This window comes from Curtobacterium sp. SP.BCp (assembly GCF_051903255.1).
In the GTDB taxonomy this organism is placed as follows: Bacteria; Actinomycetota; Actinomycetes; order Actinomycetales; family Microbacteriaceae; genus Curtobacterium.
In genome coordinates this window covers 107,473-133,331 of the sequence record NZ_CP194338.1, presented here as the reverse complement: position 1 = coordinate 133,331, position 25,859 = coordinate 107,473, and the positions used below count along the sequence as shown (strand labels likewise).

General features: G+C 70.8%; 24 protein-coding genes. 9 read left to right on the top strand and 15 right to left on the bottom strand.

Translation table 11 applies throughout. The features are described 5' to 3' along the window. Positions 1-125: 125 nt before the first annotated feature. The 3 genes from ACRQ4C_RS00645 (at position 126) to ACRQ4C_RS00635 (ending at position 2,953) form a co-directional block, all read left to right on the top strand. A complete protein-coding gene (locus ACRQ4C_RS00645) occupies positions 126-1,334 on the top strand; it encodes a sensor histidine kinase (RefSeq protein ID WP_439689675.1) in 1,209 nt (402 codons plus the stop codon). Next, positions 1,331-2,074: a response regulator gene (locus ACRQ4C_RS00640; protein ID WP_439689674.1), complete on the top strand. Its 744-nt coding sequence runs from the start codon at positions 1,331-1,333 to the stop codon at positions 2,072-2,074. The genes ACRQ4C_RS00645 and ACRQ4C_RS00640 overlap by 4 nt, the downstream gene beginning before the upstream one ends. A gap of 123 nt (positions 2,075-2,197) precedes the next feature. Further along, positions 2,198-2,953 (top strand): SDR family NAD(P)-dependent oxidoreductase, encoded by a 756-nt coding sequence (locus tag ACRQ4C_RS00635; protein WP_290133317.1) that lies wholly within the window; start codon positions 2,198-2,200, stop codon positions 2,951-2,953. On the opposite strand, the gene ACRQ4C_RS00630 is transcribed toward ACRQ4C_RS00635, so the two are convergent. From ACRQ4C_RS00630 to ACRQ4C_RS00590, 9 genes are all read right to left on the bottom strand, one after another. Then, positions 2,938-3,711, bottom strand: a complete 774-nt coding sequence (locus ACRQ4C_RS00630) for a triose-phosphate isomerase family protein (protein ID WP_439689673.1) — start codon at positions 3,709-3,711, stop codon at positions 2,938-2,940. The two genes, ACRQ4C_RS00635 and ACRQ4C_RS00630, sit on opposite strands and share 16 nt — an antisense overlap. After that, positions 3,708-4,202 (bottom strand): ribose-5-phosphate isomerase, encoded by a 495-nt coding sequence (locus ACRQ4C_RS00625; protein ID WP_400411464.1) that lies wholly within the window; start codon positions 4,200-4,202, stop codon positions 3,708-3,710. The genes ACRQ4C_RS00630 and ACRQ4C_RS00625 overlap by 4 nt, the downstream gene beginning before the upstream one ends. After that, entirely contained in the window at positions 4,199-5,926 is a 1,728-nt protein-coding gene (locus ACRQ4C_RS00620; protein ID WP_439689671.1) for a dihydroxyacetone kinase family protein, read from the bottom strand. Before ACRQ4C_RS00620 ends, ACRQ4C_RS00625 begins: the two co-directional genes overlap by 4 nt. Then, positions 5,923-7,311 (bottom strand): MFS transporter, encoded by a 1,389-nt coding sequence (locus ACRQ4C_RS00615; RefSeq protein ID WP_290133321.1) that lies wholly within the window; start codon positions 7,309-7,311, stop codon positions 5,923-5,925. Before ACRQ4C_RS00615 ends, ACRQ4C_RS00620 begins: the two co-directional genes overlap by 4 nt. Positions 7,312-7,419: 108 nt before the next feature. Further along, complete coding sequence (locus ACRQ4C_RS00610) at positions 7,420-8,181, bottom strand: SDR family NAD(P)-dependent oxidoreductase (RefSeq protein WP_290133322.1); 762 nt, start codon at positions 8,179-8,181, stop codon at positions 7,420-7,422. An 11-nt stretch (positions 8,182-8,192) separates the two neighbouring features. Further along, on the bottom strand, positions 8,193-9,146 hold the full coding sequence (locus ACRQ4C_RS00605) for a 3-hydroxyacyl-CoA dehydrogenase family protein (RefSeq protein ID WP_290133323.1): 954 nt from the start codon (positions 9,144-9,146) through the stop codon (positions 8,193-8,195). Continuing rightward, positions 9,143-10,165, bottom strand: coding sequence for a sugar phosphate isomerase/epimerase family protein (locus tag ACRQ4C_RS00600; RefSeq protein WP_439689670.1), 1,023 nt, complete (start codon positions 10,163-10,165; stop codon positions 9,143-9,145). Before ACRQ4C_RS00600 ends, ACRQ4C_RS00605 begins: the two co-directional genes overlap by 4 nt. Positions 10,166-10,305: 140 nt before the next feature. After that, positions 10,306-11,022, bottom strand: a complete 717-nt coding sequence (locus tag ACRQ4C_RS00595; protein WP_290133325.1) for a GntR family transcriptional regulator — start codon at positions 11,020-11,022, stop codon at positions 10,306-10,308. Positions 11,023-11,124: 102 nt separating this feature from the next. Continuing rightward, positions 11,125-12,207, bottom strand: coding sequence for a GNAT family N-acetyltransferase (locus ACRQ4C_RS00590; protein WP_439689669.1), 1,083 nt, complete (start codon positions 12,205-12,207; stop codon positions 11,125-11,127). Positions 12,208-12,276: 69 nt separating this feature from the next. Here ACRQ4C_RS00590 and ACRQ4C_RS00585 point away from each other — a divergent pair, with 69 nt between their 5' ends. Then, complete coding sequence (locus tag ACRQ4C_RS00585) at positions 12,277-12,636, top strand: hypothetical protein (protein ID WP_439689668.1); 360 nt, start codon at positions 12,277-12,279, stop codon at positions 12,634-12,636. Positions 12,637-12,727: 91 nt separating this feature from the next. On the opposite strand, the gene ACRQ4C_RS00580 is transcribed toward ACRQ4C_RS00585, so the two are convergent. Beyond that, positions 12,728-13,549, bottom strand: coding sequence for a DUF5067 domain-containing protein (locus tag ACRQ4C_RS00580; RefSeq protein WP_439689667.1), 822 nt, complete (start codon positions 13,547-13,549; stop codon positions 12,728-12,730). A 202-nt stretch (positions 13,550-13,751) separates the two neighbouring features. Here ACRQ4C_RS00580 and ACRQ4C_RS00575 point away from each other — a divergent pair, with 202 nt between their 5' ends. Continuing rightward, entirely contained in the window at positions 13,752-14,939 is a 1,188-nt protein-coding gene (locus ACRQ4C_RS00575) for a Fic family protein (RefSeq protein WP_439689666.1), read from the top strand. Between the two features lie 37 nt (positions 14,940-14,976). Here the strand turns inward: ACRQ4C_RS00575 and ACRQ4C_RS00570 are convergent, their stop codons facing one another. The 5 genes from ACRQ4C_RS00570 to ACRQ4C_RS00550 are packed head-to-tail and all read right to left on the bottom strand — an operon-like array spanning position 14,977 to position 20,649. After that, positions 14,977-15,864: an ABC transporter permease gene (locus ACRQ4C_RS00570; RefSeq protein ID WP_439689665.1), complete on the bottom strand. Its 888-nt coding sequence runs from the start codon at positions 15,862-15,864 to the stop codon at positions 14,977-14,979. Beyond that, positions 15,861-16,775: an ABC transporter permease gene (locus tag ACRQ4C_RS00565; RefSeq protein WP_439689664.1), complete on the bottom strand. Its 915-nt coding sequence runs from the start codon at positions 16,773-16,775 to the stop codon at positions 15,861-15,863. Before ACRQ4C_RS00565 ends, ACRQ4C_RS00570 begins: the two co-directional genes overlap by 4 nt. Further along, positions 16,772-17,983, bottom strand: a complete 1,212-nt coding sequence (locus ACRQ4C_RS00560; protein WP_439689663.1) for an ABC transporter substrate-binding protein — start codon at positions 17,981-17,983, stop codon at positions 16,772-16,774. Before ACRQ4C_RS00560 ends, ACRQ4C_RS00565 begins: the two co-directional genes overlap by 4 nt. Further along, positions 17,980-19,167: an ABC transporter ATP-binding protein gene (locus ACRQ4C_RS00555; RefSeq protein WP_439689662.1), complete on the bottom strand. Its 1,188-nt coding sequence runs from the start codon at positions 19,165-19,167 to the stop codon at positions 17,980-17,982. The genes ACRQ4C_RS00560 and ACRQ4C_RS00555 overlap by 4 nt, the downstream gene beginning before the upstream one ends. A gap of 36 nt (positions 19,168-19,203) precedes the next feature. Next, positions 19,204-20,649, bottom strand: coding sequence for a gamma-aminobutyraldehyde dehydrogenase (locus ACRQ4C_RS00550; protein ID WP_439689661.1), 1,446 nt, complete (start codon positions 20,647-20,649; stop codon positions 19,204-19,206). A 133-nt stretch (positions 20,650-20,782) separates the two neighbouring features. On the opposite strand from ACRQ4C_RS00550, the gene ACRQ4C_RS00545 reads away from it, so the two are divergent. The 4 genes from ACRQ4C_RS00545 to ACRQ4C_RS00530 are packed head-to-tail and all read left to right on the top strand — an operon-like array spanning position 20,783 to position 25,405. Beyond that, positions 20,783-21,265 (top strand): Lrp/AsnC family transcriptional regulator, encoded by a 483-nt coding sequence (locus ACRQ4C_RS00545; RefSeq protein ID WP_058724777.1) that lies wholly within the window; start codon positions 20,783-20,785, stop codon positions 21,263-21,265. After that, on the top strand, positions 21,262-22,692 hold the full coding sequence (locus ACRQ4C_RS00540; RefSeq protein WP_439689660.1) for an aspartate aminotransferase family protein: 1,431 nt from the start codon (positions 21,262-21,264) through the stop codon (positions 22,690-22,692). The genes ACRQ4C_RS00545 and ACRQ4C_RS00540 overlap by 4 nt, the downstream gene beginning before the upstream one ends. A 2-nt stretch (positions 22,693-22,694) precedes the next feature. Further along, positions 22,695-24,059, top strand: coding sequence for an NAD(P)/FAD-dependent oxidoreductase (locus ACRQ4C_RS00535; RefSeq protein WP_439689659.1), 1,365 nt, complete (start codon positions 22,695-22,697; stop codon positions 24,057-24,059). Continuing rightward, entirely contained in the window at positions 24,059-25,405 is a 1,347-nt protein-coding gene (locus tag ACRQ4C_RS00530) for a flavin monoamine oxidase family protein (RefSeq protein ID WP_439689658.1), read from the top strand. Before ACRQ4C_RS00535 ends, ACRQ4C_RS00530 begins: the two co-directional genes overlap by 1 nt. The last annotated feature ends 454 nt before the right edge of the window (positions 25,406-25,859 follow it).

The window sequence follows — 25,859 nt, the reverse complement described above, 5'->3', positions numbered from 1 at the left end:
GATCGTCGTCGTCACCGCGTGGGCGCTCATCGCGATGTCACCGGTGGCGTGAAGCGCGGGGCGACCCGCGGGACCGTCCCCACGCGCAGCCGGGTGACGGACCCCTCCGTGCGATGATCGGACCCGTGACGGAAGGGCGCACGTTCATCCGACCGCTCGCCACGCGCTCGATCGTCGTCGACGTGGTCTGGGCGGTCGTCGCGGCGCTCGCGTTCCTCGCCCCCGTCGACCTCGAGCTCGAGCACGCCAGCATCCTCGCCGTCGTCGCCGCGGCCGGGGCCATCGCCGTGCGACGCATCTCGCCGTCCGTCGCGATGCTGCTCGTCGTCGCGCTCGGGTTCGTGCAGGTGGCCGGCGGCGAGCGTCCGTCGCTCGTGGACCTCGCGATCTTCGTCGTCATCGGGACGACCGCGATCGTCGGGACCCGCGCCGAGGTCGTCCTCTCCGGACTGCTCGCGTTCGTCACCGGTGTCGGCGCGACGCTGTACCTGACCGTCACCGGGTTCCGGTTCGCCGTGCTCGTGAACGGGCCGCGCGACCAGGCCTTCCTGGCGATGGCGGCCCCCGCGGCGGCGCTGCTCGCGGTGTGGGCCGGCGGGCTGGCCGTGCGGGCGTTCCGCTCCCGCGACCGCGAGTCCGAGCGACGCGCCCACGCCGAGGCCGCGCGGTCCCGAGCGGAGGCCGTCGCCACCGAGGCCGAGGCCACCGCCACCCGTGCCATCGACGTCGCGGAGTCCGAGCGGATCCGAGCGGCGATCGCCCGGGACGTGCACGACGTCGTGGGTCACTCCCTCGCCGTGATCATCGCCCAGGCCGACTCGGTGCCGTTCCTCGCCGACGAGGCACGGGTGCGCGAGGTCAGCGCCACGATCGCCAGCACCGCGCGCAGTTCGCTCATGGAGGTCCGGCAGGTCCTCGGGCAGATCGACGGCACCGGGGACGCCGGTCCGGCGACGCTCGACGAGATCGTGCAGGGCATCCGTGACGCCGGGGTCACCGTGGACCACACCGTCCGCGGCGTCCCGCGCACGTTCGGCCCCGACGCCGGCACCGCTGCCCGTCGGGTGCTGCAGGAGATGCTCACGAACGCGCTCCGGCACGGCGCTCCCGGCATGCCCGTCACCGTCCGGGAGACCTGGCGCTCCGCGGACCTCGTGCTCGAGGTCGAGAACGTCATCGGCGGTGGTGCCACCGGGGGCTCCGGCCGCGGGGTCGACGGCATGCGCTCCCGACTCGCCGCCCTCGACGGCTCCTTCGACGCCGCGGTCCTCGACGACGTGTTCGTCGCCCGCGCCCGCATCCCGATCGACATCCCAGGGGGGAACCACCGATGACCGACACGACCGACCACGCAGCCGCCGCCGATCCGGCCCGCGGCCCGGCCAGCACCGACGCGACGGGACCGGCGCCCATCCGCGTCCTGCTCACCGACGACCAGGCGCTCTTCCGCGCGGGGCTCCGTGTCGTGCTCGACGCCCAGGACGACATGGTCGTGGTGGGTGAGGCATCGGACGGCGCGGAGGCCCTCGCAGCGATCCCCGGCGTCCGTCCGGACGTGATGCTGCTCGACATGCGGATGGCGGGCATGGACGGCGTCGAGACCGTCCGCCAGCTGTTCTCCGGCGCGGTCGACGGCCCGATCCCCCGCGTGATCGTCCTGACGACGTTCGGCCTCGACCCGGCGGCAGCGACCGCGATCCGGCTCGGTGCCAGCGGGTTCCTCCTCAAGGACACGACGCCGCCGTTCCTGTTCGCGGCCATCCGCGCCGTGCACGAGGGCAGCTCGGTGATCGCCCCGAACGACCTCGCGCAGCTGTTCGGCGCCGACGTCGAGCGTGCGCCGAAGCCGCAACCGCAGGAGTTCCAGACGCTCTCCGACCGCGAGCGCATCGTGTTCGGTTGGGCGTCGCGGGGTCTGTCGAACGCCGAGATCGCCGCGAAGGAGTTCGTCACCGAGTCGACCGTGAAGACCCAGATCTCGAGCATCCTGGGGAAGCTCCAGCTCCGCGACCGGGTGCAGCTGGTGGTGTACGCCCACGACCACGGGCTCGCGGGCGCACGCGACGAGGCGTAGCGGCGGACGAGGCGTAGCGGCGGACGCGGCGGACGCGGCACGGACGCACGTCAGGTGTCGCCGGGTACCGTCCCGGACACCGACCGAACGACGCCCGGTGCGCCGGGCAGAGAGGGGCGATCGATGACGATCGACCAGACGACGACCGTGGCCCGCGACCTGACGGACCGGACGGTGGTGGTGACCGGAGCGGCCGGCGGCATCGGCCGCGAGGTCGTGCGCCGCCTCCACGCCGCCGGCGCCGAGGTGGTCGCGGTCGACCTCCGCGAACCGACCGACGTCCCCGCGGGCGTGACGTCGGACACGGTCGACATCACTGATCCGGAGTCCCTGCGCGCGTTCGCGGACCGGGTCGGCTCCGAGCACCCCGGCCGCATCGACCTGGTCAACGCGGCGGGCATCGTCGAGGACGACGTCGCCGCGGCGGAGATGTCCGCCGAACAGTTCCGCGGGGTCCTCGACGTCAACCTCGTCGGGGTGTTCCTCACCTCGCAGGCCCTCCACCGGGTGATGGCGGGGCGCGGTGGAGCAGCGATCGTGAGCATCGCGTCCATGTCCGGCAACCACGTCGTGAACCACCCGCAGAAGCAGGTCGCCTACAACGTGTCGAAGGCGGGCGTCACCGCGCTCACGAAGACCCTCGCCGTCGAGTGGGGGTCGGAGGGCATCCGGGTGAACTGCGTGTCACCCGGCTACGTGGACACACCGCTGCTCGCCAAGAAGCACCACCAGTTCGACGAGTGGATGCGGGACATCGTGCCGGGGCGGTTCGCGCAGCCGGCCGAGGTCGCGGCGGCGATCCACTTCCTGCTGAGTGACGCGGCCTCGTACTGCCACGGGACCGAGCTGCTGATGGACGGCGGCTACTCGCTGCGCTGACCGGGCAGGGTCAGCACCTCGTCGAGGATGGTGGTGATCGCGGCGGGGTCGTGGGCGAAGCGTCCGAGGAACAGTCCGCCGATCCGCCCATGCCCACGGGTGAGGAGCCCCGGTCCGGCACTGCCGCCGTAGATCACCGTGCTGCCGGTGAGTTCGGGCCGCGACGCGAGGTGCGCCTCGAGGCCGGCGAGCACGTCCACGATGTGGTCGTCCGGCGCGGGCGCCGGCGCACCGATCGCCCACACCGGTTCGTAGGCGACGATCAGCGGCCCGGCGAGACCGTCCGCGGTCGCGGTGGCGAGCGAGCGGTCCAGTTGCGCGGTCACCTCGGCGATCGCGTCCGCACTGGAGGCCCGGTGCGGCTCCCCGACGCAGACCAGCGGCCGCAGGTGGTTGCGGTACGCCGCGTGCACCTTCCCCGCGACGTCCTCGTCGGTCTCGTGGAACAGGCTCCGCCGTTCGGCGTGGCCGATCTCGACGAGGTCGACCCCGATCTCACGGAGCTCGGGGCCGGAGACCTCTCCCGTGAACGCGCCCTCGTCGGCCCACGCCAGGTCCTGCGCCCCGAGCAGCACCGGAGCATCGCCGATGACCTCGCGCACGGGCACGAGCGCCGGGAACGTCGGGACGACGAAGAGCTGCGCGGCCCCGGAACGCACGGCGGGGTGCCGCTCGGCGATGTCCACCACCTGCCGGACCCAGTCGAGGGTCCGGGCGTGGGAGAAGTACATCTTGAGCGACACCCCGACGAGCGTCATGCGCGGTCGGCCCCCGTCGCGTCGATGCCCTCGGCCGCCGAGCCGTCGTAGGAGCAGATCGCCGCGACCTTCTCGGCGCTGGCGGAGGACGTGTCGAACTCGTACCCGAGCCACTCCTTCGCCAGCCGTCGTGCGAGTTCCAGCCCGATGACCCGCTGCCCCATGCAGAGCACCTGCGCGTCGTTCGACAGCACGGAACGCTCGACGCTGTAACTGTCGTGGGCGGTCACTGCTCGGATGCCCGGGACCTTGTTCGCGCTGATCGCGACGCCGAGCCCGGTGCCGCAGACCAGGATCGCCCGGTCGGCCTCGCCGTTCGCGACCATGCGTGCGGCGTCGACGGCGACGTGCGGGTAGGCGGTGTGCCCGTCCGCGTCCACGCCGACGTCGGCGACGTCCGAGACCCGCTCGTCCGCGAGCAGGTCGGCCTTGATCGCCTCCTTGTACTCGAAGCCGGCATCGTCCGATCCGACCACCAGTCGCAGCGTCATCGTGCTGCTCCTTCCTCGATGACCGAGGTCACCGTCTCGACGATCAACGCGAAGGACACCGCTCCGGGGTCCCGCGTCCCCACCGCCTGGTCGGCGTGGGTCTTGGCGCGTCCCTTCCGGGGCACGAGGTCGGCCGTGGCGTCCGCCGCCTCGCGGGCAGCGGTCGCCGCGGTGCGCCAGGCGTCCGCGGTCGACGCCCCACCCTCGACCGCGGCGCCGAACGCCTCGTCGAACGGCACGAGGGCGTCCACCATCGTCTTGTCCCCGGGCACGGCACCGAAGGCCGACACCGCCGTGGTCGCGGCGTGCACCGCTTCCGCGAGCCGCGCCGACGACGGACGTGACTCGTCCCCGATGACGCGACCCAGTGCCTCCAGGGCGGCTCCCCAGATCGCTCCGGACGTCCCGCCGGCCTTGTCGGACCAGGCGTCGGCGGCGATCGCGAGGAGGCCGCCGGCTCCGACCTCGCGGTGCAACGCACCGGAAGCCGCCGCGTCCGCGGCGTGCGCCCCGCGCTGCATGCCGATGCCGTGGTCGCCGTCGCCAGCGACCGCGTCCATCTCTCCGAGTTCGTCGACGTGCTCGTCGACGACGCGGCGCGCTGCGGCGAGCGCCGCGGCGACCCGTGCCGCGACCTCCTGCGACTCCGCGGTGCCGGTGCCGACCTCGATGCCGTCGGACGCCTCGAGCTCGGACTCCGGCAGCCGCTCGGCTGCGACCGCACCTCCCTTGCGGAACGCGGGGGTGTCGGCGGGCGCTGCCCAGAGCCGTTCGAGTTCCTCGTCGAGCCAGAACAGGGTGAGCGAGACGCCCGCCATGTCGAAGCTCGTGACGAGCTCGCCGACCTCGGGTTCGACGATGACGACGCCGGCGTCCTCGAGCAGACGGGCCACCGAGCGGTACACGACGAAGAGTTCCTCGTACTTGACGCTGCCGAGGCCGTTGAGGATCGGAACGACCCGCGCGCCGGACGCCGTGACGCCCGTCGGGAGCTCGTCGAGCAGACGCGACACCAGGAGGGACGCGAGCCCCTCGGCCGTGGGTACCTCGGTCTCGTCGATGCCGCGTTCGCCGTGGATGCCCATGCCGATGGCCATCCGGTGTTCCGGGACCTCGAAGAGCGGCTCGGCGGCACCGGGGAGGGAGCACCCGGAGAACGCGACGCCGAACGAGCGGGTCCGGTCGTTGGCCCGCGACGCCACCGTGGTGACGTCGTCGAGGCTGCGCCCCTCCTCGGCGGCGGCCCCCGCGACCTTGAAGACGCAGAGGTCGCCGGCGATGCCGCGGCGCTCGGCGGTGCGGTCGGTGGGTGCGGACACGACGTCGTCGGTGACCCGGACGGTCCGCACCGGGATGCCCTCGCCCTCGAGCGTGCGTGCGGCGGCGTCGAAGTTCAGGCAGTCACCTGCGTAGTTGCCGTACGAGAACAGCACCCCGCCCCCGTGCTCGGCTGCTCGGGCGACCCCGGCGACCTGCTGCGCCGACGGACTGGCGAACAGGTTGCCCATCGCCGCGCCGGCCGCCAGCCCGTGCCCGACGAGTCCGCCGAACGCCGGGTAGTGCCCGGAGCCGCCGCCGATGACGACCGCGACCGTGCCGTCGGGACTGGTGGTGGCGCGGGCCACGCCGCCGTGCACCCGGCGCACCCACCGCTGGTTGGCGAGGACGAACCCGTCCGCCGCCTCGTCCGCGAAGTCCGCGGGGTCGTTGAAGAGCCTGGTCATCGTGTCGTCTCCTTCGACGCACTCGTCGCCACGTGTGAGGTGTCGAGCAGATCATCCGCCTTCGCGCCTCGGAAGAACTTCGTGCAGAAGATCATCACGGCCGCCACGAACGCCAGGACACCGAGCGAGACGATGCCGAACGCGCCGCTGTCAGTCGGGACCACCTCGTTGATGGCCGTCCGCATGATCGGGGCCACGAAGCCGCCGAGGTTGCCGAGCGAGTTGATGAGGCCGATGCCCGCGGCCGCCGCCGCCCCGGTGAGGAACGCCGTCGGGTAGGCCCAGGTGATCGGGCCGACCGCGAGGAAGCTCGCCACGGCCAGGGTGATGAACAGGATGCCGAGGATCGGCTGCCCGTTCGCGCCCGCCCACGCCGACCCGAGGATCGACAGGCCCGTCGTGACGTAGAACATGGTGCCCCAGCGGCGACGCCGTCCGACGGTGTCCGCCTTCGAGCCGACGAGGTAGCAGGCGACGAGGCCGACGAGCCACGGGATCGCGGCGACGAGGCCGACCTGCCAGCCGACGTCCTGCCCGAGGAGCGACGACACCTGCTGCGGCAGGTAGAACGTCGTGCCGTAGACGGCGACCTGCAGGCAGAAGTAGATGATCGTGAAGTACCAGACGCGGCCGCTCGCCATCGCCTTCCAGATCCCCTTCGGCCCGTCCTCGTTCCGGGCGTGGTCCTCGCGGGCCATCGCCGCCGTGAGGGACGCCTTCTGCCCGTCGTCGAGCCACTTCGCCTGCTGCGGGCTGTTCGTCAGGAAGAAGAGGGCCGCGACGCCGGCGAGCACCGCGAGGATGCCCTCGCCGAAGAACATGACCTGCCAGCCGTGGAACGGGGTGACCTGGTCGCCGACGCTGATGAGGCCGCCGGAGAGCGGCGCGCCGATCATCTGCGAGAACGGCTGCGCCAGGTAGAAGATCGCGAACATCCGCACGCGGACCTTGTTCGGGAACCACTCGGAGAGGTACATGATCACGCCGGGGAAGAGCCCGGCCTCGGTCACGCCGAGCAGGAAGCGCAGGATGATGAACATCGTGTCGTTCGTCGTGAACGAGAACAGCGCGGCGACGATGCCCCACGTGACGGCGATGCGGGCGAGCCAGAAGCGGGCGCCGAACCGCTTGAGCAGCAGGTTCGACGGGATCTCGAAGATCGCGTAGCCGATGAAGAAGATGCCGGCGCCGAGCGCGAACGCGGCGTCGGAGATGTTGCGGTCGACGCTGAGGGCCTCTTCGGCGAACCCGACGTTCGTGCGGTCGAGGAAGGCGACGAAGTACAGGATGACGAGCATCGGCATGAGGTGCTTCGTCGCCTTGCCGATCGCCGACTTCAGGGCGGGATCGTGGGTGGACCCCAGGGCGGGGCTGGTTGCGGACACGGTCGCTCCTTCGCGATCGGGTGGTCTGACTGGAGGCACGACTCACGACGAGCACACCGGCTCGCTCTGGTCGTGGGGCTGGGTCGGCCCAGTACGCCTGTGGGCGTTTCAGTGCATGTAGAGGCCGCCGTCGACGTTCAGCGTCTGCCCGGTGACGAACCCGGCGTCCTCGCTGATGAGGTAGGCGATCGCCGCCGCGATGTCCCGCGGGGTGCCGATGCGCGGGAGCACACCGTCGGCCGCCATCGCGGTCTTGCGCTCCTCGGAGAGCGTGCCGCCCATGATGTCGGTGTCGATCGGACCGGGCGAGATCGCGTTGACGGTGATCCCCCGGTGGCCGAGCTCGCGGGCCATGCCACGGGTGAGACCGATGACCCCGGCCTTCGCGACCGAGTACGGCGTCTTGCTGAACGTGCCGCCGCCGCGCTGGGCGGAGACCGACGACAGGTTCACGATGCGGCCGTACCCGCGCTCGACCATGGACTGCGCTGCCCGGAGGCTCGCGAAGTGCACGCCGTCGAGGTTGATGCTCAGGACCCGGTGCCACTCCCCCTCGGGCAGGTCGAGGTACTCGTGCGCGGACGAGACGCCCGCGAGGTTCACGAGCGCCGCGATCGGCGGCAGCGCGGCTTCGATCGTGTCGAACGCGGCGCGGACGGCGGCCTCGTCCGCGACGTTCGCCCCGGCGCCGACGGCCTGGACGCCGTGCTGGTCGCGGAGCTCGGCGGCGACCTGCTCGCTCGCGGCCTGGTCGAGGTCGATGATGCCGACGTTCCAGCCCTGCCCGGCGAGGTGGTGGGCCGTGGCCCGGCCGATCCCGCGCGGGGAGGCGGCGCCGGTGAGGACGACGGTCTGCTGTTCGGTGCTCATGCTCAGTCCCCTCAGTGGATCGGGGCCGGGCCGAGGTCGTCGAGGAGCTTCTGCATCGCGACGTAGGCCTTGTTCCGGTAGGCGACCAGCTCGGGCGTGCGGTCGGCGGGCACGTCGAGGTACCCGGCGCCGGACTTCGTGCCGAGTTCACCGGCGTCGACGTGCTGCTGGAGCGACGGCGGCGTGGCGAAGCGCTCGGGCCAGCGGGTCTGCAGCGACTCGAAGCAGAACGCGTACACGTCGAGCCCGGCCATGTCGGCGATCGCGAACGGGCCGAAGAACGGCAGGCGGAACCCGAAGGTGGTGCGGACGATGGTGTCGATGTCGTCCGGGCTCGCGATGCCCTCGTCGGCGATCTTCGTCGCTTCCTCGAACAGGGCGTACTGCAGGCGGTTGAGCACGAAGCCCGTGGAGTCCTTCACCCGGGCGGACTGCTTGCCGGTCGCAGCGACGACGGTCTCACCGACCTCGATCGCGTGCTCGTTCGTGGTCGGGTGCGGGATGAGCTCGACGCCGGGGATGAACGGCGCCGGGTTCGAGAAGTGCACGCCCAGGAATCGCTCCGGACCCACGACTGCCTCGGCGAGCGACTCGATGAGGATCGTCGAGGTGTTCGACCCGATGACGGCGTCCGGGCGCGCGGCCTCGCTGATCCGACGGAGCGTGGCGTGCTTGATCTCGAGCTTCTCGGGCACGGCCTCCTCGATGAAGTCGGCCGTGGCGACCGCTTCCTCGATGGAGTCGGCGGCGCTGAGGTGGGCGTCCACGCGCGCCACGGCGTCCGCGGGGAACAGGCCGTCCGCGACGAACTGCTCGGTCTCGGCGATGAGCCGGGCGCGGTTGGACGCGGCGATCTCGGCCGAGACGTCCGCGATCCGGACGGTGTGGCCGGCGAGGGCCAGGACCTGGGCGATCCCGCCGCCCATGTAGCCGGACCCGACGACGGCGATGTCGAGGGTGCTCATCGAGTTGCTCCTTGCTTCGTCGCCCCGACCACCGAGGTGGCTCCGACCACCGAGGTGGCGAGGACGGATCGGATGTACTGCTGGTTGGTCGCGCAGACGCCGAGGCTGTCCCCGCCGTACTGCTCCGTCATGACGATGCCGCGGAACCCGTCGGCGACGGCGTCCCGGAGCACCTGGCGGTAGTTGATGAGTCCGGTCTCCATGGTGCTCGGCGCACTCGTCGCCCAGCTGCCGTCGCCGGCTTCGTCGCGCGTGTAGTTCTTGACGTGGAGGTAGTTCGTGTACGGCAGGGTCTTCGCGAAGAGCTCCTTCCAGTCCTCCACCGGACGGTGCAGGCGGATGAGGTTCGCGACGTCCGCGTTCAGGCCGACGGTGTCCAGTCCGATCTCCTCGACCAGGCGGACCGCGCTGTCGGCGGTGCCGAGGTAGGTGTCCTCGTACAGCTCGAGTGCCATCGGCAGTCCGACGCTGGCGGCGTGCTCCCCGAGCTCCCGGAGGCGCTTCACCGCGGCGTCCCACACCTCGGGGTCGTCGGGGTCCTCCGGGCCCGGTGCCGTCCAGAACCAGAGGGCCTTCCGCTGCGCCTCGGTGAACGGCTGGTGCAGGCCTGTCGAGAACACCTGCATGCCCCACTCGGCCGCGGCGTCGATGGTCCGGTGCGCGTACGCGAGGTTGTCCTCTTCGTGCCCGGGCTGGATGACGCTCTTCCGCTGCAGGTGCACGGAGGGGATGCCGACCCCGTGCGCCGCGGCGACCGCGAAGAGTTCGTCACGCCGGGACCGCTCGAGGTCAGCGGGGCGGATGTGGCTGTCGGCGAGTTCGGCGAGCGAGAATCCCGCGGACGCGATCTGTGCGAAGACGTCGTCCCACACCTCGGCGGGGGCGTCGTGGAAGGCCGTACCGTCGCGGGTGACCTGGGCGAACCCGTGCAGGCAGGCGGCGATCGGCCACGTCTCGTCGGTCCAGGTCGTCGGGTCCCAATCCTGGGTGACCCAGTCCTGTGGTGATGCCACGTGCATGCTCCTTCGCAGTCGTGCGGTGCGGTTCAGCGCCGAACCTCTTTCCTATAGGAAAGATACTCGCAAACGGCCGGAGCGCAACCCGGCCCGCGCGATCGGGCCCCGTTTGGTCGGGTGCCGAGCTGTCAGACGCCGTGCGGTCAGGCCCCGTGTGACGCGTCGGCGCGCGACCGGACCCGCACGTTGTCGATGTGCACACGCATCGCCGACACCGCCGCCGACGGGCTGATCGCGAGCGCGTCGAGGATCGACCGGTGCTCCGCCACCGCACGCGAGGTGTCGTCGTCCCCACCCCCGACGATCTGCCGCATCCGGTGCACGCGCGTGGTGATGATCTCGGACATCTCCTCGAGGAACGGGTTGTGCGTCGCGTCGAAGAGCACCTGGTGGAAGTCCCAGTCGCTGCGGAAGAAGCGGGCCATGAGTTCGTCGGGCACCGTCCCGACCTCGATCGCGGCGACCTCGGCGGCGACGTCGGACTGCACCGCGAGCGCGGCGTCGAGCCGGGTCCGGAGCGCCTCGACGTCCCCGCGCGCGGCGAGTTCGACGGCGCCGCTCTCGACGATGAGCCGGGCGTCGAACAGCGCCTCGAGCTGGTCGCCGGCGAGGGGCGGGGCGACGCGGTACCCCTTGTTCGCCTCGCGGGTGACGAGTCCGGTCCGCTCGAGCTGGACGAGCGCCTCACGCACCGGCGTGGGCGAGACGCCGAGGGTCCGGGCGAGCCCGTCGATCGACAGGCGCATGCCCGGCTCGACGTCGTGGCCCATGAGGAACTCGAGCACGCGGTCGTACACCCGGTCGCGCAGTCCGAGCTGCGTGATCCGCTCACTGCCGAACCCGGCCATGGTGCTCGTCATGGTCCGATCATAGAGAATCGACGATCACGGAACGTGACCTGGAACCGGACGGGAGGCCCGTGGCGGCGCCGCCACGGGCCTCCCGTCCGGCCCGTGGTCCCGTCAGACCGTCGGCCGGTCCGGCACCTGCGCGAAGCGGATCGCACCGCGATCACGCACCCGGAACCCGAGGTGCTCGTACAGGGCGATCGCACCCGTGTTGGTGGCCGCAGCGTGCAGCATCGGCGTCTCACCGCGCTCCCGGATCCCGTGTGCGACCGCGAGCACGAGTCGCCGTCCGAGCCCCTGGCCGCGGAACCCCGGGTCCGTGCACACCGCGCTGATCTCGGTCCACCCCGGCGGGTGCAGGCGCTCCCCGGCCATCGCGACGAGTCGGCCCTCGCGGCGGATGCCGAGGTACGTACCGAGCTCGATCGTGCGCGGGAGGAACGGACCGGGCTTCGTCCTGGTGACGAGGTCGAGCATCTCGGGGACGTCGTCGGGCGTCAGCTCGACCGCCTCGGAGTCCGGGTCGCCGAGGACCGCCTCTCCCGTGAGCTGCACGCCCCCGGCGCCCTCCAGTTCGTGCCAGCCGGACGGCAGCACCGCGGACGGGTCGACGCGGAACCCGGCGCCGGGCCCGAGGAGGGCAGCGACGTCCGCCCAGTCCTGGTCCGTCGGGTGCACCGGCACTCCGGTCCACACCGAGACGTCCGGCAGGTAGCGCACGATCTCGCCCCGGCGCTCGGCGAACCGGGCGTGGGCGCCGTTGAGGGACGCGAGCGCGGGGTTGTCGAGCATCCGCGTCGGGGTGCCGTCGTCGGCGGTCGTGAGGTCGAGGGTGCGGACGGCCGCACCGCGGGGGTCGGGTGCGAAGCCGCGGTCCTCGAGGAGCCGTCGGGTGCCGTCCGCGAGTCCGGCGGTGTCGACCACGAGCGCCGATGCGTACCGGGCGGTGGCGGTCGCGACCACGACGTCGACGAGCGCGCCGTCGGCGCCGGGTGCACCGTCCGCTCGGTCGTCCGTCACCCGCAGTTCGACCTCGCCCGCGTGCGTCAGTGCGCTGAGGTGCTCACCCGGGGCGCTCGACTCGACGACGGTGCCGTCGCGGCGGTCGTGGTCGTGGGTCCAGCGTTCGGCGCGCGGGTCGGCGGCAGCGGAACGGCGGACGGCGGACTCGGACACGGACACGGACGGGACGGTCATGGGTCCAGTCTCCGGTCGGATCGTGGTGTCCGACGGATCGTTGCGGTGCGTGACGGATACCCTGCTGGCGTGACCTCGCAACAGGCTCGTCCGCAGGTGGTGACCGTGTCGGTCGTGCTCTGGGCCGTGTGGCTCGTTGGCTGCGTGCTCGCGTCGGTGATCGGCTTCGTGGAGTTCCCGGCGAGCGCCCTCGTGACCGTGATCTCCGTCGTGCTCTCACTGGTGATCTGGGCGCTCGTCGCCTGGGCCGTGCTGCGGGTCTGGCGCGGCTCGGCGACCGCGCGCATCGTGCTCGTGGTGGTCGCGGCGGCTCGGGCGCTCCTGAGCATCGGCGACGGCGCCTCGACGCTCCTGCTCGTGGCGCTGTCCGCGGTCGCTGCGGTCCTGCTCTTCCTGCCGGCGGCGCGCCCGTTCTTCACCCGGCGGTAGCGTCCGCTGAACCGAGCGCCCGCACCGGCAGTTCGAAGAACGCGAAAACGGGCGGGGTAGCGAAAGTCACCCCGCCCGCTCTGGTCGAGTACTACTTGAGCTCGTACATCTGCGAGCCGAGTTCGTCGCTGAAGAGGTCTTCCTTGGCGCTGAGCTTGACGGCGGTCGTCTCGTCGTCGAGCTCGTAGGCCACGGCGTTCTCGACGGTCCCGCCCTGCTTGATCTGCTCGGTCTGCGTGTCGAGGTACTGCTCACCCGGCGTGGAACCGACGTTCAACTCGTTGACCGCATTCGGGTCGTTGTCCTGGTACGCCTCGAACGAGCCGATCCACGCGGTGGTCGGGTCGAGTTCCTTGTTCGTGAGGTTGGTCGTCGTGTAGACGAACGCGATCACGGGCTTCTCGCCGTACTCGTTGCCCGGCTGGCCGACCGGGATCACGCGGTGGCTCGTGATCTCGATCTTCATCTTCGACGTCGTGAGCACACCGTTCTTGAACGACGCGTCGCCGCTGACGGCGCCGTCCCCGGCAGCAGCAGCGGATGCAGAGGAGCCCGCCGGCGGAACGGTCGCCTTGCTGATCGCTTCGGCAGCGCCCGCGAATGCGGCCGTGTAGATCACCGCGAGGATGACGGACAACAGGAGCCCGAGACCCGAGAGGATCAGGCCGGCGATGGCGGCCTTCCGCGGGCGGAACTTGATGACGAGTCCGACGATCCCGAGCACGACACCGACGACACCGGTCGCGATGGTCACGTAGTTCAGGAACGGGATCGCGAAACCGACCATCGTGACGATGCCGAGGACGAGCGAGGCGATGCCGAAGCCGTTGCCGTTGCCGGACGGCTGTTGCTGCTGCTGAGGGGCGGGCGCGGGGGCCTGCTGGGAAGGCGCCTGGTACGGGGCGTCGGACACGATTGCTCCTGATTGTTGTGAGGGCTACTCGGGTAGTAGCGCTCCAGGAGCGTAGCGGACTGAGCAGTCGCTCATTGTCCGTTCAGCACGGATTGAGGTTTCGCTCGGATTCGCGCAAGGTTTTGCGAAAGCCCCCGTCCACTCCTTGCGAAAGTTTGTGGCGTAACCTTTCACAACGGAGATCCGAACGAAAGGGTGCACGGTGACGCCGACGACACTCGGGTGGGAAGAGCGATGGCTCCCCCGCCCCGAGAACCCCGACTTCGACTCTCGACGGGTTCGTGCCCTGCGCAGCGGACCGTACCGTGCCGCCGTCCCACCGCAGATCGCGGCGGCCGACTTCACGGTCTCGACCCGTGCACTCTCCGACGCCGACGACGCCTCCCGCGCGATCGCGAGGTTCGATGCGGAGCACGCAACGTTCCCGGCACCCTTCGCGTCGGTCCTGCTGCGGAGCGAGTCCGCGTCGAGCTCGGAGATCGAGCACCTCACCGCAGGTGCGCGAGCGATCGCCGAGGCGGAGATCGACGAACGCATCCAGGGAAACGCCCCGATGATCGTCCGCAACGTCCGTGCGATGGAGGCCGCGGTCGCGCTCGCGGACGACCTGGGCGTCGAGACGATCATCGCGATGCACGCAGAGCTCCTCCGCGACCAGACCCCGCACCTGGTCGGGAGCTTCCGCGACCAGCAGGTCTGGATCGGCGGCGCGCTGCCCCACCTCGCGGCGTTCGTCCCACCCCACCAGGAACTGGTGCCGGCAGCGATGGACGACCTCGTGGAGTTCACGGCTCGGACCGATCTGCCCCTGCTCGTCCTGGCCGCGATCGCGCACGCGCAGTTCGAGACCATCCACCCCTTCCCCGACGGCAACGGCAGGACTGGACGTGCACTGGTGCAGGCGATCCTGCGACGAGGGGGTCTGCTCAGGCATCTCACCATCCCGGTCAGCAGCGGGATCTTGACCGACGTGGACGGGTACTTCGACGCCCTCGACGCCTACCGGGACGGTGACGTCGACCCGATCGTCGACGTCTTCTCGGGCGCGTCACTGGCCGGGCTCCGGAACGCGAGCACACTGGCCTCCGACATCCGCGCCCTCCAAGACCAGTGGGACGCACGACTGTCCGGGCTCCGGTCCGACGCGACGGCGAGACGCATCGCGCGGCTCTCGATCGAGCACCCGGTGGTGAACGTGCGACTCGCGGTCGAGCGAACGGGAGCGAGTGCCCCCGCCGTCGCGAACGGATTCGCGCAGCTCGTCGAACGACAGGTGCTCCGACCGGCGAACTCGAAGCAGCGGAATCGGGTGTGGGTCAACGACGCTGTCGTGGAGGCACTGGATGCGTTCGCGGCGCGGAGTGGACGCCGGCAGGTTCCGCCGCTGTGACCATGCCCCGGCTGCGCGTTCCGCTGACCCGCCCGGCCTAGCCCCGCGTCCGCGCCAGCCGCCGGTTCAGGGCGCCGTTCAGCAGCGCCACGAGGAGGCCCACCGCGAACACGAGGGTCCCGAAGCAGAGCACCTGCGGCGGCATCCCGGCCTTCGCGGCGCCGTACACGAACAGTGGGAACGTGACCGACGGCCCGGCGACGAACGACGTGATCACGTAGTCGTCGATCGACATCGCGAGCGCCAACAGCCCCGCAGCGAGCATGCCCGGCGCGAGGAGCGGCAGCGTGACGAGCCGGAACGCCTGGAACGGCGTCGCACCGAGGTCACCCGCCGCTTCCTCGAGCACCTTCGACGTCCCGGCGATCCGCGCGCGGAGCACCACGACGACGTACGCGACGTCGAACGCGACGTGGGTGATGAGGATCGTCCAGAACCCGGTGCCGAGTCCGACCGACAGGAAGAACGACAGCGACGCCGACCCGACGACGATCGACGGCGCAGCGATGTCGGCGAAGACGATCGAGCTCACGATGCCGCGGCCGGGGAACCGGTAGCGCTCCAGGGCGAGGGCGAGCGGCAGGCCGACCGCCACGGAGACGACCGCCGCCAGGAACGCGACGAGTACCGACGTCCCGAAGGCCGCCCCGAGCCCGGAGACGTTCCAGAGGTTCTGGTACCAGTACGTCGTGAAGCCGTTCCAGGCGAAGGTCAGGCGGTTGGTCGGGGCGTCGTTGAACGAGTACGCCACCATGGAGACGATCGGGACGAGGGTGATCGCGATGACGACCCAGTAGATGATCGCGAGCCACGGCCCGCGGCGTTGGGCCCCACGACGGCGGCGCTGCGGTCGGGCGGCGGTGCCGGACGAGACGGGCGACAGGGGTGCGGTCGACCCCGGACGGGTCGGTGTGACGGCGGTCATACGAGGTCCTCGAGGTCGTCGGTGCCGGACACCCGGGCGTAGATGAACAGGATGATGCCGAGCACGACCATGAGCACGGTCGAGAGCGCCGCGGCGACGTTGTACTGCTGGTTGCCGGAGTAGGCGTCCTGGATCGCCTGACCGATCGTGTACGTGTTCGTCCCGCCCAGGAGCGCCGAGTTCACCGGGTCGCCCACGCAGTCGATGAACACGAGCAGCACCCCGGCGAAGATGCCCGATCGCGACAGCGTCAGCGTGGTGTGCCAGAACGCGCGGAACTTCCCCGCGTAGAGGTCGTTGGCGGCCTCACCGAGCCGCGGGTCGATCCGCTCGAGCGCCGCGTAGATCGGCAGCACCATGAACGCGAGGTCGTTGTAGGCGTTGCCGAAGATGACCGCGCCGGAGGTCCCGAGGATGTGGAAGTCCTTCCCGGCGAGTCCGATCGCCTGCAGCGTCGTCACGACCGGGCCCTGCGACGCGAGCACGAACGCCCACATGTCGGTGCGGATCACGAACGACACCAGGAAGCTGATGAACACGAGCATGAGCAGCGGGTTCTTCCAGCGCGGCGACACCCGGAACGCGATGAAGTAGGCCACCGGGTACCCGACGAGGATGGTCGCGATCGTGGCAGCGACGCCGTACCAGAGCGACCGGAGCAGGAACGTCAGGTACGGCACCTGCGGGTCGACGAAGAGCGACGAGTAGATCCCGACGTTCCACGTGAACGTGTACCCGTCGTCCGGGTTGCCCGACATGAGCGAGACGATGAGCCCCGACACGAGCGGGATGACGAAGAACACGCAGAGGTAGGCCGTGCCGACGATCCCGAGCAGGAACGGCACCCGGAGCCGACGACGCCCCGGCCCCGTGCCGACCCCCGCGATCGCGGCGGTCCCGACCGCGGTCACGACTGCACCACCGCGTTGAAGATGCTGTTCCACTCCGAGTACTCGTCGTAGTTCTCGAAGACCCGGAACTCGTGGGAGCGCTCGAGGACGTCCTGCGACGGGAAGACGAGCGGGCTGTCGGCGACGGTGGGGTCCTCGAGGACGTTCCGCACGTAGTCCTCGGCCGCAGGGACCGGACAGACGTAGTTCACGTAGTCCTCGACGATCCCGGCGATCTTCGGCGTGTAGTAGAAGTCCATCCACGCCAGGGCCGACACCGGGTTCGCGGCCTGCCTCGGGATCATGAGGTTGTCGTGCCACATCATCTGGCCTTCCTCGGGTGTGACGAACTCCAGGTGCTCGAACCCGGACTGCTGCGCCTGGAACACGTCGCCCGACCAGGCCTGCGTGATCCAGGTGTCGCCGTTCTCGAGCTTGTTGATGTAGCTCTGGTCGTAGAACCCGGTGACGCTCGGCCGGAGCTTCCGCAGCCAGTCCTGGGCCTTCCGCCAGTCGGACGGGGTCGAGGTCTCGGGGTCGATCCCGTTCGCGAGGAGTCCGAGCGACCCCAGCTCGGTGTTGTCGCTCATCAGCCCGACACGACCCCGGAAGGCCGGGTCGAGGAGGTCCTGGAAGGACGTGATCTCGCGGTCGATGTACTTCGGGTTGTAGGCGAGCCCGGTGAACCCGGTCTGCCACACCACCGAGTGCTTGTTGTCCGGGTCGTACGTCGGGTTCTTCACCGAGTCACCGGCGTGCTTCGCGAAGTTCGGCAGCCGCGCGTGGTCGAGTTCGCACACGAACCCGTTCTTGATCATCTGCGTCAGCTCGAACCCGTTGGTCATCACGACGAGGTCGTACCCGGTCGCGCCCTGCGCGCGGAGGATCGGTGAGACGGTCGCGTAGAACGTCGCGTTGTCCTGGATCACCGCCTGGTAGTCGACCGAGATCCCGGTGGCCTGCTCGAAGAGCTGGATCGACTCGGACTTGCCCTTGTCGGAGTCGATGTAGAGCGGCCAGTTCGCGAAGTTGAGCTGCTTGGTCGCCTTCGCGTCGGCCCAGAACCGCTGCCAGTCGACCTCGGTGCCGGCGAGCGAGGCAGCGGATCCCTTGATGCTGCACCCGGCGAGGAGCGCGGCGACGGCCGCGGCCCCGCCGCCAGCGAGGAACCCGCGTCGGCTGACGCGCGCGGACGTCAGTCCGCGGACCAGGTCGGGTCGGCTGGTCACGCGACCGCTCCTGCGGTCGCCGGTGCGGACTGGAGGCCCGGATCGCCCTGGGCGGGGACGGTCGCGTCGGACGCGGGGCGCGCCTCCAGGCCGAACCCGTGGTCGACGCCCCACGTGAGCCAGACCTCGGTTCCTCTGGCGATCCGTGGGCCGCCCTTCGAGTTCTGCGCGAAGACGGAGACCTGCCCGGCCCCGGGGACGTCCACGAGGTACTGCGTGCTGACGCCGGAGAACGAGACGTCCACGACCCGTCCGGGCCCGAGGATGTTCCGGCCGGCTTCCGGGGACGGCTCCGCCGTGCGGATCTTGAGCTTCTCGGGGCGGACGCCGACGACCACGCGTCCGGAGGTCGCGACGGCCCGGGCGGTGGGGACCGCGAGGGTGCCGGCCTCGGTCGCCACGACGAGGAGCTCGCCGTCGGTGCCCCGGACCTCGCCCTCGAGCAGGTTCGACTGGCCGAGGAAGTTCGCGACGAAGGCGGTGCGCGGGAGTTCGTAGAGCTCCTGCGGGCTGCCCATCTGCTCGATGCGCCCGCCGTTCATGACGGCGACCGTGTCGGCCATCGTCATCGCTTCCTCTTGATCGTGGGTGACGTGCAGGAACGTGAGGCCGACCTCGGCCTGGATCGACTTCAGCTCGAACTGCATCTGGTGGCGGAGCTTGAGGTCGAGCGCGCCGAGCGGCTCGTCGAGGAGCAGGAGCGCGGGACGGTTGACGATCGCACGGGCGAGGGCGACGCGCTGCTGCATGCCGCCGGAGAGCTGCGCCGGACGCTTCGACGCCGAGCCCTCCAGCTCGACCAGCCGGAGTGCCTCGGTCGCCTTCGTCACCGGGTCCGGGATGCGCCGTCGCTTCAGGCCGAACGCGACGTTCTCGAGCACGCTCATGTGCGGGAAGAGCGCGTAGTTCTGGAACACCGTGTTGACCGGCCGCTGGTACGGCTTCGTGTCGGTGACGTCCTTCCCGCCGATCGTGATCGTGCCGCTCGTGGGTTCCTCGAGCCCGGCGACGAGCCGCAGCGTGGTGGTCTTGCCGCAGCCGGACGGGCCGAGCAGGGCGAAGAACGACCCGGCGGGCACCGTGAGGTCGAGCGAGTCGACCGCGGTGTGGCCCGGGAAGGCCTTGGTGATCCGGTCGAGCCGCAGATCGGCCCCCGATTCGGCGAACGTGCCGGTCATTGCCATGGTGCCTCCTGCTGGTGCGCGGGTCGGGTCCGGTGGTCAGCCGGTGTAGGACATGACGTGCTTGATGCGGGTGTAGTCGTCGAACCCGTACTGCGACAGGTCCTTGCCGTAGCCGGAGTGCCGGAAGCCGCCGTGCGGCATCTCGGCGACGATCGGGATGTGCGTGTTGATCCACACGCAGCCGAAGTCGAGGTCGCGGGAGCACCGCATCGCCCGTGCGTGGTCGGTGGTCCACACCGAGCTCGCGAGGCCGTACTCGACGTCGTTCGCCAGCCGGAGGGCCTCGTCCTCGGTCCGGAAGCGCTGGACCGTCTGGACCGGACCGAAGACCTCTTCCTGCACGATGCGGTCGTCCTGCCGGAGCCCGGAGACGATCGTGGCCTCGTGGTGGAACCCGCGGTCGCCGATCCGGTGGCCGCCCGTCTCGACCGTGGCGTGGTCGGGGAGGGAGTCGAGGAACGAACGGACCTGCGCGAGCTGGCCGGCGTTGTTCACCGGGCCGAAGGCGGGGTCGGCGACGTCGGGGCCGGTGCGGGCGTTCGCGTGCGCCTCGGCGACGAGGGCCGCGACGAACTCGTCGTGGATGCCGTCCTGCACGAGCAGCCGGGTGGCGGCGGTGCAGTCCTGTCCGGCGTTGAAGAACCCCGCGGCGACGATCCCGGCGACGGCGGACGGGATGTCGGCGTCGTCGAACACGATGACGGGTGCCTTGCCGCCGAGTTCGAGGTGCGTGCGCTTCAGGTCGGTCGCGGCGGCACGGGCGACCTGCACGCCGGCGCGGACCGAGCCGGTGATGCTCACCAGCTGCGGAGTCGGGTGGTCGATCATCGCGGCACCGGTCGTCCGGTCGCCGAGCACGACGTTGAGGACGCCCGGCGGCAGGAACTCGGCGGCGACCTCGGCGAGCAGCAGCGTCGAGAGCGGCGTGGTGTCGCTCGGCTTGAGCACGGTCGTGTTCCCCGCGGCGATCGCCGGGGCGAACTTCCACACCGCCATGTTGAGCGGGTAGTTCCACGGCGTGACCTGCGCGACGACGCCGATGGGCTCGCGTCGGACGAACGACGTGTGGTCGGGCAGGTACTCGCCTGCGCTCCGACCCTCGAGGTTCCGGGCCGCTCCGGCGAAGAAGCGGATCTGGTCGACGGACAGCAGGATCTCGTCCTGCACGAGGGTCGCCCGGGGCTTGCCCGTGTCCAGGGACTCGAGGTCGGCGAACTCCTCGGCACGCTGCTCCATCGCGTCGGCGATCCGGAACAGGGCGAGCTGGCGTTCGCCGGGGGTGGTGCGACGCCAGGTCGTGGACGCCTCGGCCGCGGCGGCGAACGCGGCGTCGACGTCTTCGGGGGTGGAGACGGGCGAGGTGCCGTACACGTGCTCGTCGGTGGGCGCGACGAGGTCCATCGTCGCGTCGCCGCGGGCCTCGACCTGCTCGCCCCCGACGAAGTTCCGGAGCACCCGCGTGGCTGTGTCACTGTCCAGCATGGCGGCGATACTGGCACGGAATCCCCCGCTCCGGAAGAAGATTCCGCAGGTTGTGGAGAACCGTAACAACGGAAATCGTCGCGAAACATCGTGTTCACAACGAAATCCCTTGCGCGGCTCGGACACCGCTGCCATGCTGTCCGGCATGGCGGCAGCACCACGACGTCCGGGACCGATCGACGAGACCTCGAAGCGGATCATCGAGCAACTCCAGGCAGACGGACGCCGCCCGTACGGCGAGATCGGCAAGGCGGTCGGTCTCAGCGAGGCGGCGGTCCGCCAACGGGTGCAGAAGCTCACGGAGACCGGCGTCATGCAGATCGTCGCGGTCACGGACCCCCTGCAGTTGGGGTTCCACCGGCAGGCGATGATCGGCATCCGGGTCAGCGGTGACACCCGAACCGTCGCCGACGAACTCGAACGGCTCCCGGCGGTCGACTACCTCGTCATGACCGCCGGGAGCTTCGACCTCATGGTGGAGGTCGTCTGCGAGGACGACGACGGCCTCATCGAACTGCTCAACGGCACGATCCGGGCGATCCCGGGGGTCGCCGAGACCGAGACCTTCGTCTACCTGCAACTCCGCAAACAGCTCTACGACTGGGGAACGCGATGACCATCTCCGAACCACGTGCACGCCTGGGGTCCTACGACCCGTTCGCCCCGGTGGACGACGCCGCGCTGCAGCAGAAGTCGCGCGACCACCTCTGGATGCACTTCGCCCGGCACGGCGCGAACCAGGCCGGAGCCGACGTCCCGATCATGGTCCGGGGCGAGGGGCACCACGTCTACGACAGCCGCGGCAAGGAGTACATCGACGGACTCTCCGGCCTGTTCGTCGTCGCTGCCGGGCACGGCCGCAAGCGTCTGGCCGAGATGGCCGCCAAGCAGGCCGAGACCCTGTCGTTCTTCCCGATCTGGTCGTACGCGCACCCCGCCGCGATCGAGCTCGCCGACCGGCTGGCCGACCACGCCCCGGGCGACCTCAACAAGGTGTTCTTCTCGACCGGCGGCGGAGAGGCCGTCGAGACCGCGTTCAAGCTCGCGAAGTACTACTGGAAGCTCCGCGGCAAGCCGATGAAGCACAAGGTGATCTCGCGTGCGGTCGCCTACCACGGCACCCCGCAGGGCGCCCTCGCGATCACGGGCATCCCGGCGATGAAGCAGATGTTCGAGCCGCTCACCCCTGGTGGTTTCCGCGTCCCGAACACGAACTACTACCGCGCCGCGGAGATGGGCTTCGCCGGCGGATCGGAAGAGGAGTTCGGCTTCTGGGCAGCCGAGCGCATCCGCGAGATGATCGAGTTCGAGGGGCCCGACACCGTCGCCGCGGTCTTCCTCGAACCGGTGCAGAACTCCGGCGGGTGCTTCACGCCGCCGCCCGGCTACTTCCAGCGCGTCCGCGAGATCTGCGACGAGTACGACGTGCTGCTGGTCTCCGACGAGGTCATCTGCGCGTTCGGCCGGATCGGCACGATGTTCGCGTGCGACACGTACGACTTCGTGCCGGACATGATCACCTGCGCGAAGGCCATGACCTCGGGCTACTCCCCCATCGGCGCGACGATCATCAGCGACAAGCTGTTCGAGCCGTTCTCCACCGGCGACACGACCTTCTACCACGGCTACACGTTCGGCGGGCACCCGGTGTCGGCGGCCGTCGCGATGGAGAACCTCGACATCTTCGAGGAAGAGGGGCTGCTGCAGAACGTCCAGCAGAACGCGCCGCTCTTCAAGGCCGAGCTCGACACGCTCCGCGACCTGCCGATCGTCGGTGACGTCCGCGGCGACGGGTACTTCTACGGCATCGAGCTCGTGAAGGACAAGGCGACGAAGACGACCTTCGACGACGCCGAGTCGGAGCGCCTGCTCCGCGGGTTCCTGTCGAAGGCGCTCTTCGACGCGGGCCTGTACTGCCGCGCCGACGACCGGGGAGATCCCGTCGTGCAGCTCGCGCCGCCGCTGACCATCGGGCAGCCGGAGTTCCGCGAGATGACGTCGATCCTGCGGAGCGTCCTGACCGAGGCCTGGACGAAGATCTGACCATGACGGGCTACCGAGGCGTCTCGTTCTGGCTCGACGCGCTCGTCACGAGCGGTCGCGACGACCTGACGCCCCGGCCCCCGCTCGACGGCGACACGACCGCCGACGTCTGCATCATCGGTGCCGGACTGACGGGTCTCTGGACCGCGTGGTACCTGCACCAGGCCGACCCGCGCCTCCAGGTCGTCGTCGTGGAACGCGAGATCGCGGGGTTCGGCGCGTCCGGCCGCAACGGCGGTTGGTGCTCGGCCCTGTTCCCGGCGTCCGCCGCGTCGATCGCGGAACGCGACGGGTGGGACGCGGCCAACGCCCTGCGCGCGGCCATGCGCGACACCGTCGACGAGGTCGGACGCGCAGCGTCCGAAGCCGGGGTCGACTGCGACTTCGTCAAGGGCGGCACCGTCCTCTACGCGCGCTCCGCCGTGCAGGAGCGCGCCGCCCGTGACGAGGTCGCGTCCTCCGCCGCCTGGGGTGACGACATGACGTACCGCGACGCACGCCCCGGCGACGCCGCCGGGTCAGCCGGCGTCGCGTGGACCCCCGACTGCGCGCGCGTGCAGCCCGCTGCGTTGGTGCGTGGCCTGGCGGCCGCCCTGGAGGCACGGGGCGTCCGGATCGCGGAGCACACGCCCGCCTCGTCCTGGGACCAGGGCCGGGTGGTCACCTCGCGCGGGACCGTCTCGGCGGGTGCCGTCGTCGTCGCGGTCGAGGGCTACGGTGCCCAGCTCCAGCAGACCCGACGCCGCGTGCTGCCCCTGTACTCGCTCATGATCGCGACGGCGCCGCTGCCCGCCGCCGTGTGGGACCGGATCGGGCTCGAGCACGGGCAGACGTTCGCGGACTACCGGCACCTGCTCGTGTACGGGCAGCGGACGGCCGACGACCGCATCGCCTTCGGCGGACGGGGTGCCCGCTACCACTGGGGCTCGTCGATCGAACCGGGTCACGACCGGGTGCCGCGGGTGTTCGAGCACCTGCGGAGGGCACTCGTCGACCTCTTCCCCGCCGTGGCCGACGCTCCGGTCACGCACTCGTGGGGCGGACCCCTCGGGGTGCCCCGCGACTGGTACGCCTCGGTCACCTGGGACGGCCACGTCGGGACCGCCGGCGGCTACGTCGGCGACGGTCTGTCGACGACGAACCTCGCTGGCCGGACCCTCGCCGACCTCGTCCGCGGGGTGGCGTCGCCGCTGACCGCGCTGCCGTGGGTGAACCACCGCTCGCCGGACTGGGAGCCCGAGCCGTTGCGGTTCCTCGGCGCGAACGCCGGACTCGTGGCGACCGACCTGGCGGACCGCGAGGAAGCACTGACCGGGCGGCCGAGCCTCGCCGCACGGTTGATGGCCCCGCTGACGGGAGGGCACTGATGTCCGACGTTCCTGGTCCGGATGCCGACGTCGTCGTCGTGGGGGCCGGGGTCTCCGGGCTCGCCGCCGCTCGGGCCCTGGTGCAGGGCGGGCGGTCGGTCACCGTCCTCGAGGCCCGCGACCGCATCGGCGGGCGCACCTGGACCGACGACGCACTCGGCGTCCCGGTCGACCTCGGCGCCTCGTGGATCCACGGCATCGACGGCAACCCGCTGTGGGAGCTCGCGCCCGCGCTCGGGATCGACACCGTCGAGTTCACCGTCGGCAGCTTCCAGTTCGACGGTCGCCCGATCGGCTGGCACGCACCGTCCGGTCGCCGGCTCACCGAGGCCGAGGCCGCGTCGTTCGTCGCCGACCTGCACGCCCTCGACGCCGCACTGCCCGAGGTGGTGGAACACGCGCCGCCGCCGTCCACCTACGCCAGCGCCGTGAACGCCGTCCTGCGCGACCTTCGGATCGACGGCGACCGCGCCGCTCGCGTCCGGGAGTACACGGCGCACCGCTCCGAGGACCTCTGCGGTGCACCCGTCACCGTGCTCGATGCCCACGGCCTCGACGAGGAGCACGTGCCCGGCGACGAGGTCGTCTTCCCCCGCGGGTACGGCCAGTACGCCCGCGCCCTCGCCGAGGGTCTCGACGTCCGGCTGTCCTCGGTGGTCCGGGCCGTGCGGCAGTCTCCGGACGGTGCGGCGGTCGAACTCGCGGACGGTCGGGTCGTCACCGCCGCCGCGGTCGTCGTGACCGTCCCGCTCGGTGTCCTGCAGGCAGGTGCCATCACCTTCGAGCCCCCGCTCGGCCCTGACGTCCTCGACGCGATGGGCCGGCTCGGGATGGGCGTCTACGACAAGGTGTTCCTCCGGTTCCCCGAGCGGTTCTGGGGCGACGACTGGGTCGTGCGGCAGCAGGGTCCGGCCGGTGTCGACTGGCACTCCTGGTACGACATGTCCCGGGTGACCGGCGAGCCGGTGCTCGCCGCCCTCGTCGGCGGTGCCGGCGCCCGGCGGATCGAGTCGCTGCCCGATGCCCTCGTCGTCGACGAAGCCGTCACCGCGCTGCGACGGATGTTCGGTCCGTCCATCCCACAGCCCGACGCCGTGCGCATCACCCGGTGGGCGGCGGACCCGTTCGCGCGGGGGTCGTACTCCTACCTGCACGTCGGGGCGTCCCCGGACGACCACGACCTGCTCGGCTCGCCGTCCGGCCGGGTGCAGCTCGCCGGGGAGGCCACGTGGGGCGACGACCCCGCGACCGTCCACGGGGCGCTGCTCTCCGGGCTGCGTGCGGCGGGGCGGTTGCTCGGGCGCGAGGTCGAGCCGGTCTCCCTCACCGAACCGCTTCCCACCTGACGTCTCGGACCCCGACGGGTGCCCCGCGCTGCGGAGCGCGGGACACCCGGGGCTCAGCCCTTGCGCCAGAGGTCGCGCAGGAACCGGGCCAGGGTCACGATGAACGTCGCGATCCCCAACCACGGCACCTGACGGCGTCGGCGCGGTTCGTCGTCGTGCGACATGCGAACCACCTTCCGTGTCAGCGCCGGCGAACACGAAGAGCAGGGGCCGAGGGACGTGCGACCCGATCGTGGATCGGGTTACACTGGTTCCGAGATCAAGCTCGGGACCCGTGTTGTCCCTCGTTCTCCACTCGGAGAGCAAATCGAAGCCCATCGCTGTTCGCGCAGCGGTGGGCTTCATCCTTGCCCGGGCCTCGTTCCGGCGGTGGCGCGGCCCACGGCCAGCCTACTGATGCTCCACGTTCCACCATCGCGACACGGGGCAGTCCGCTGAGAGGGTCCGCACGGGT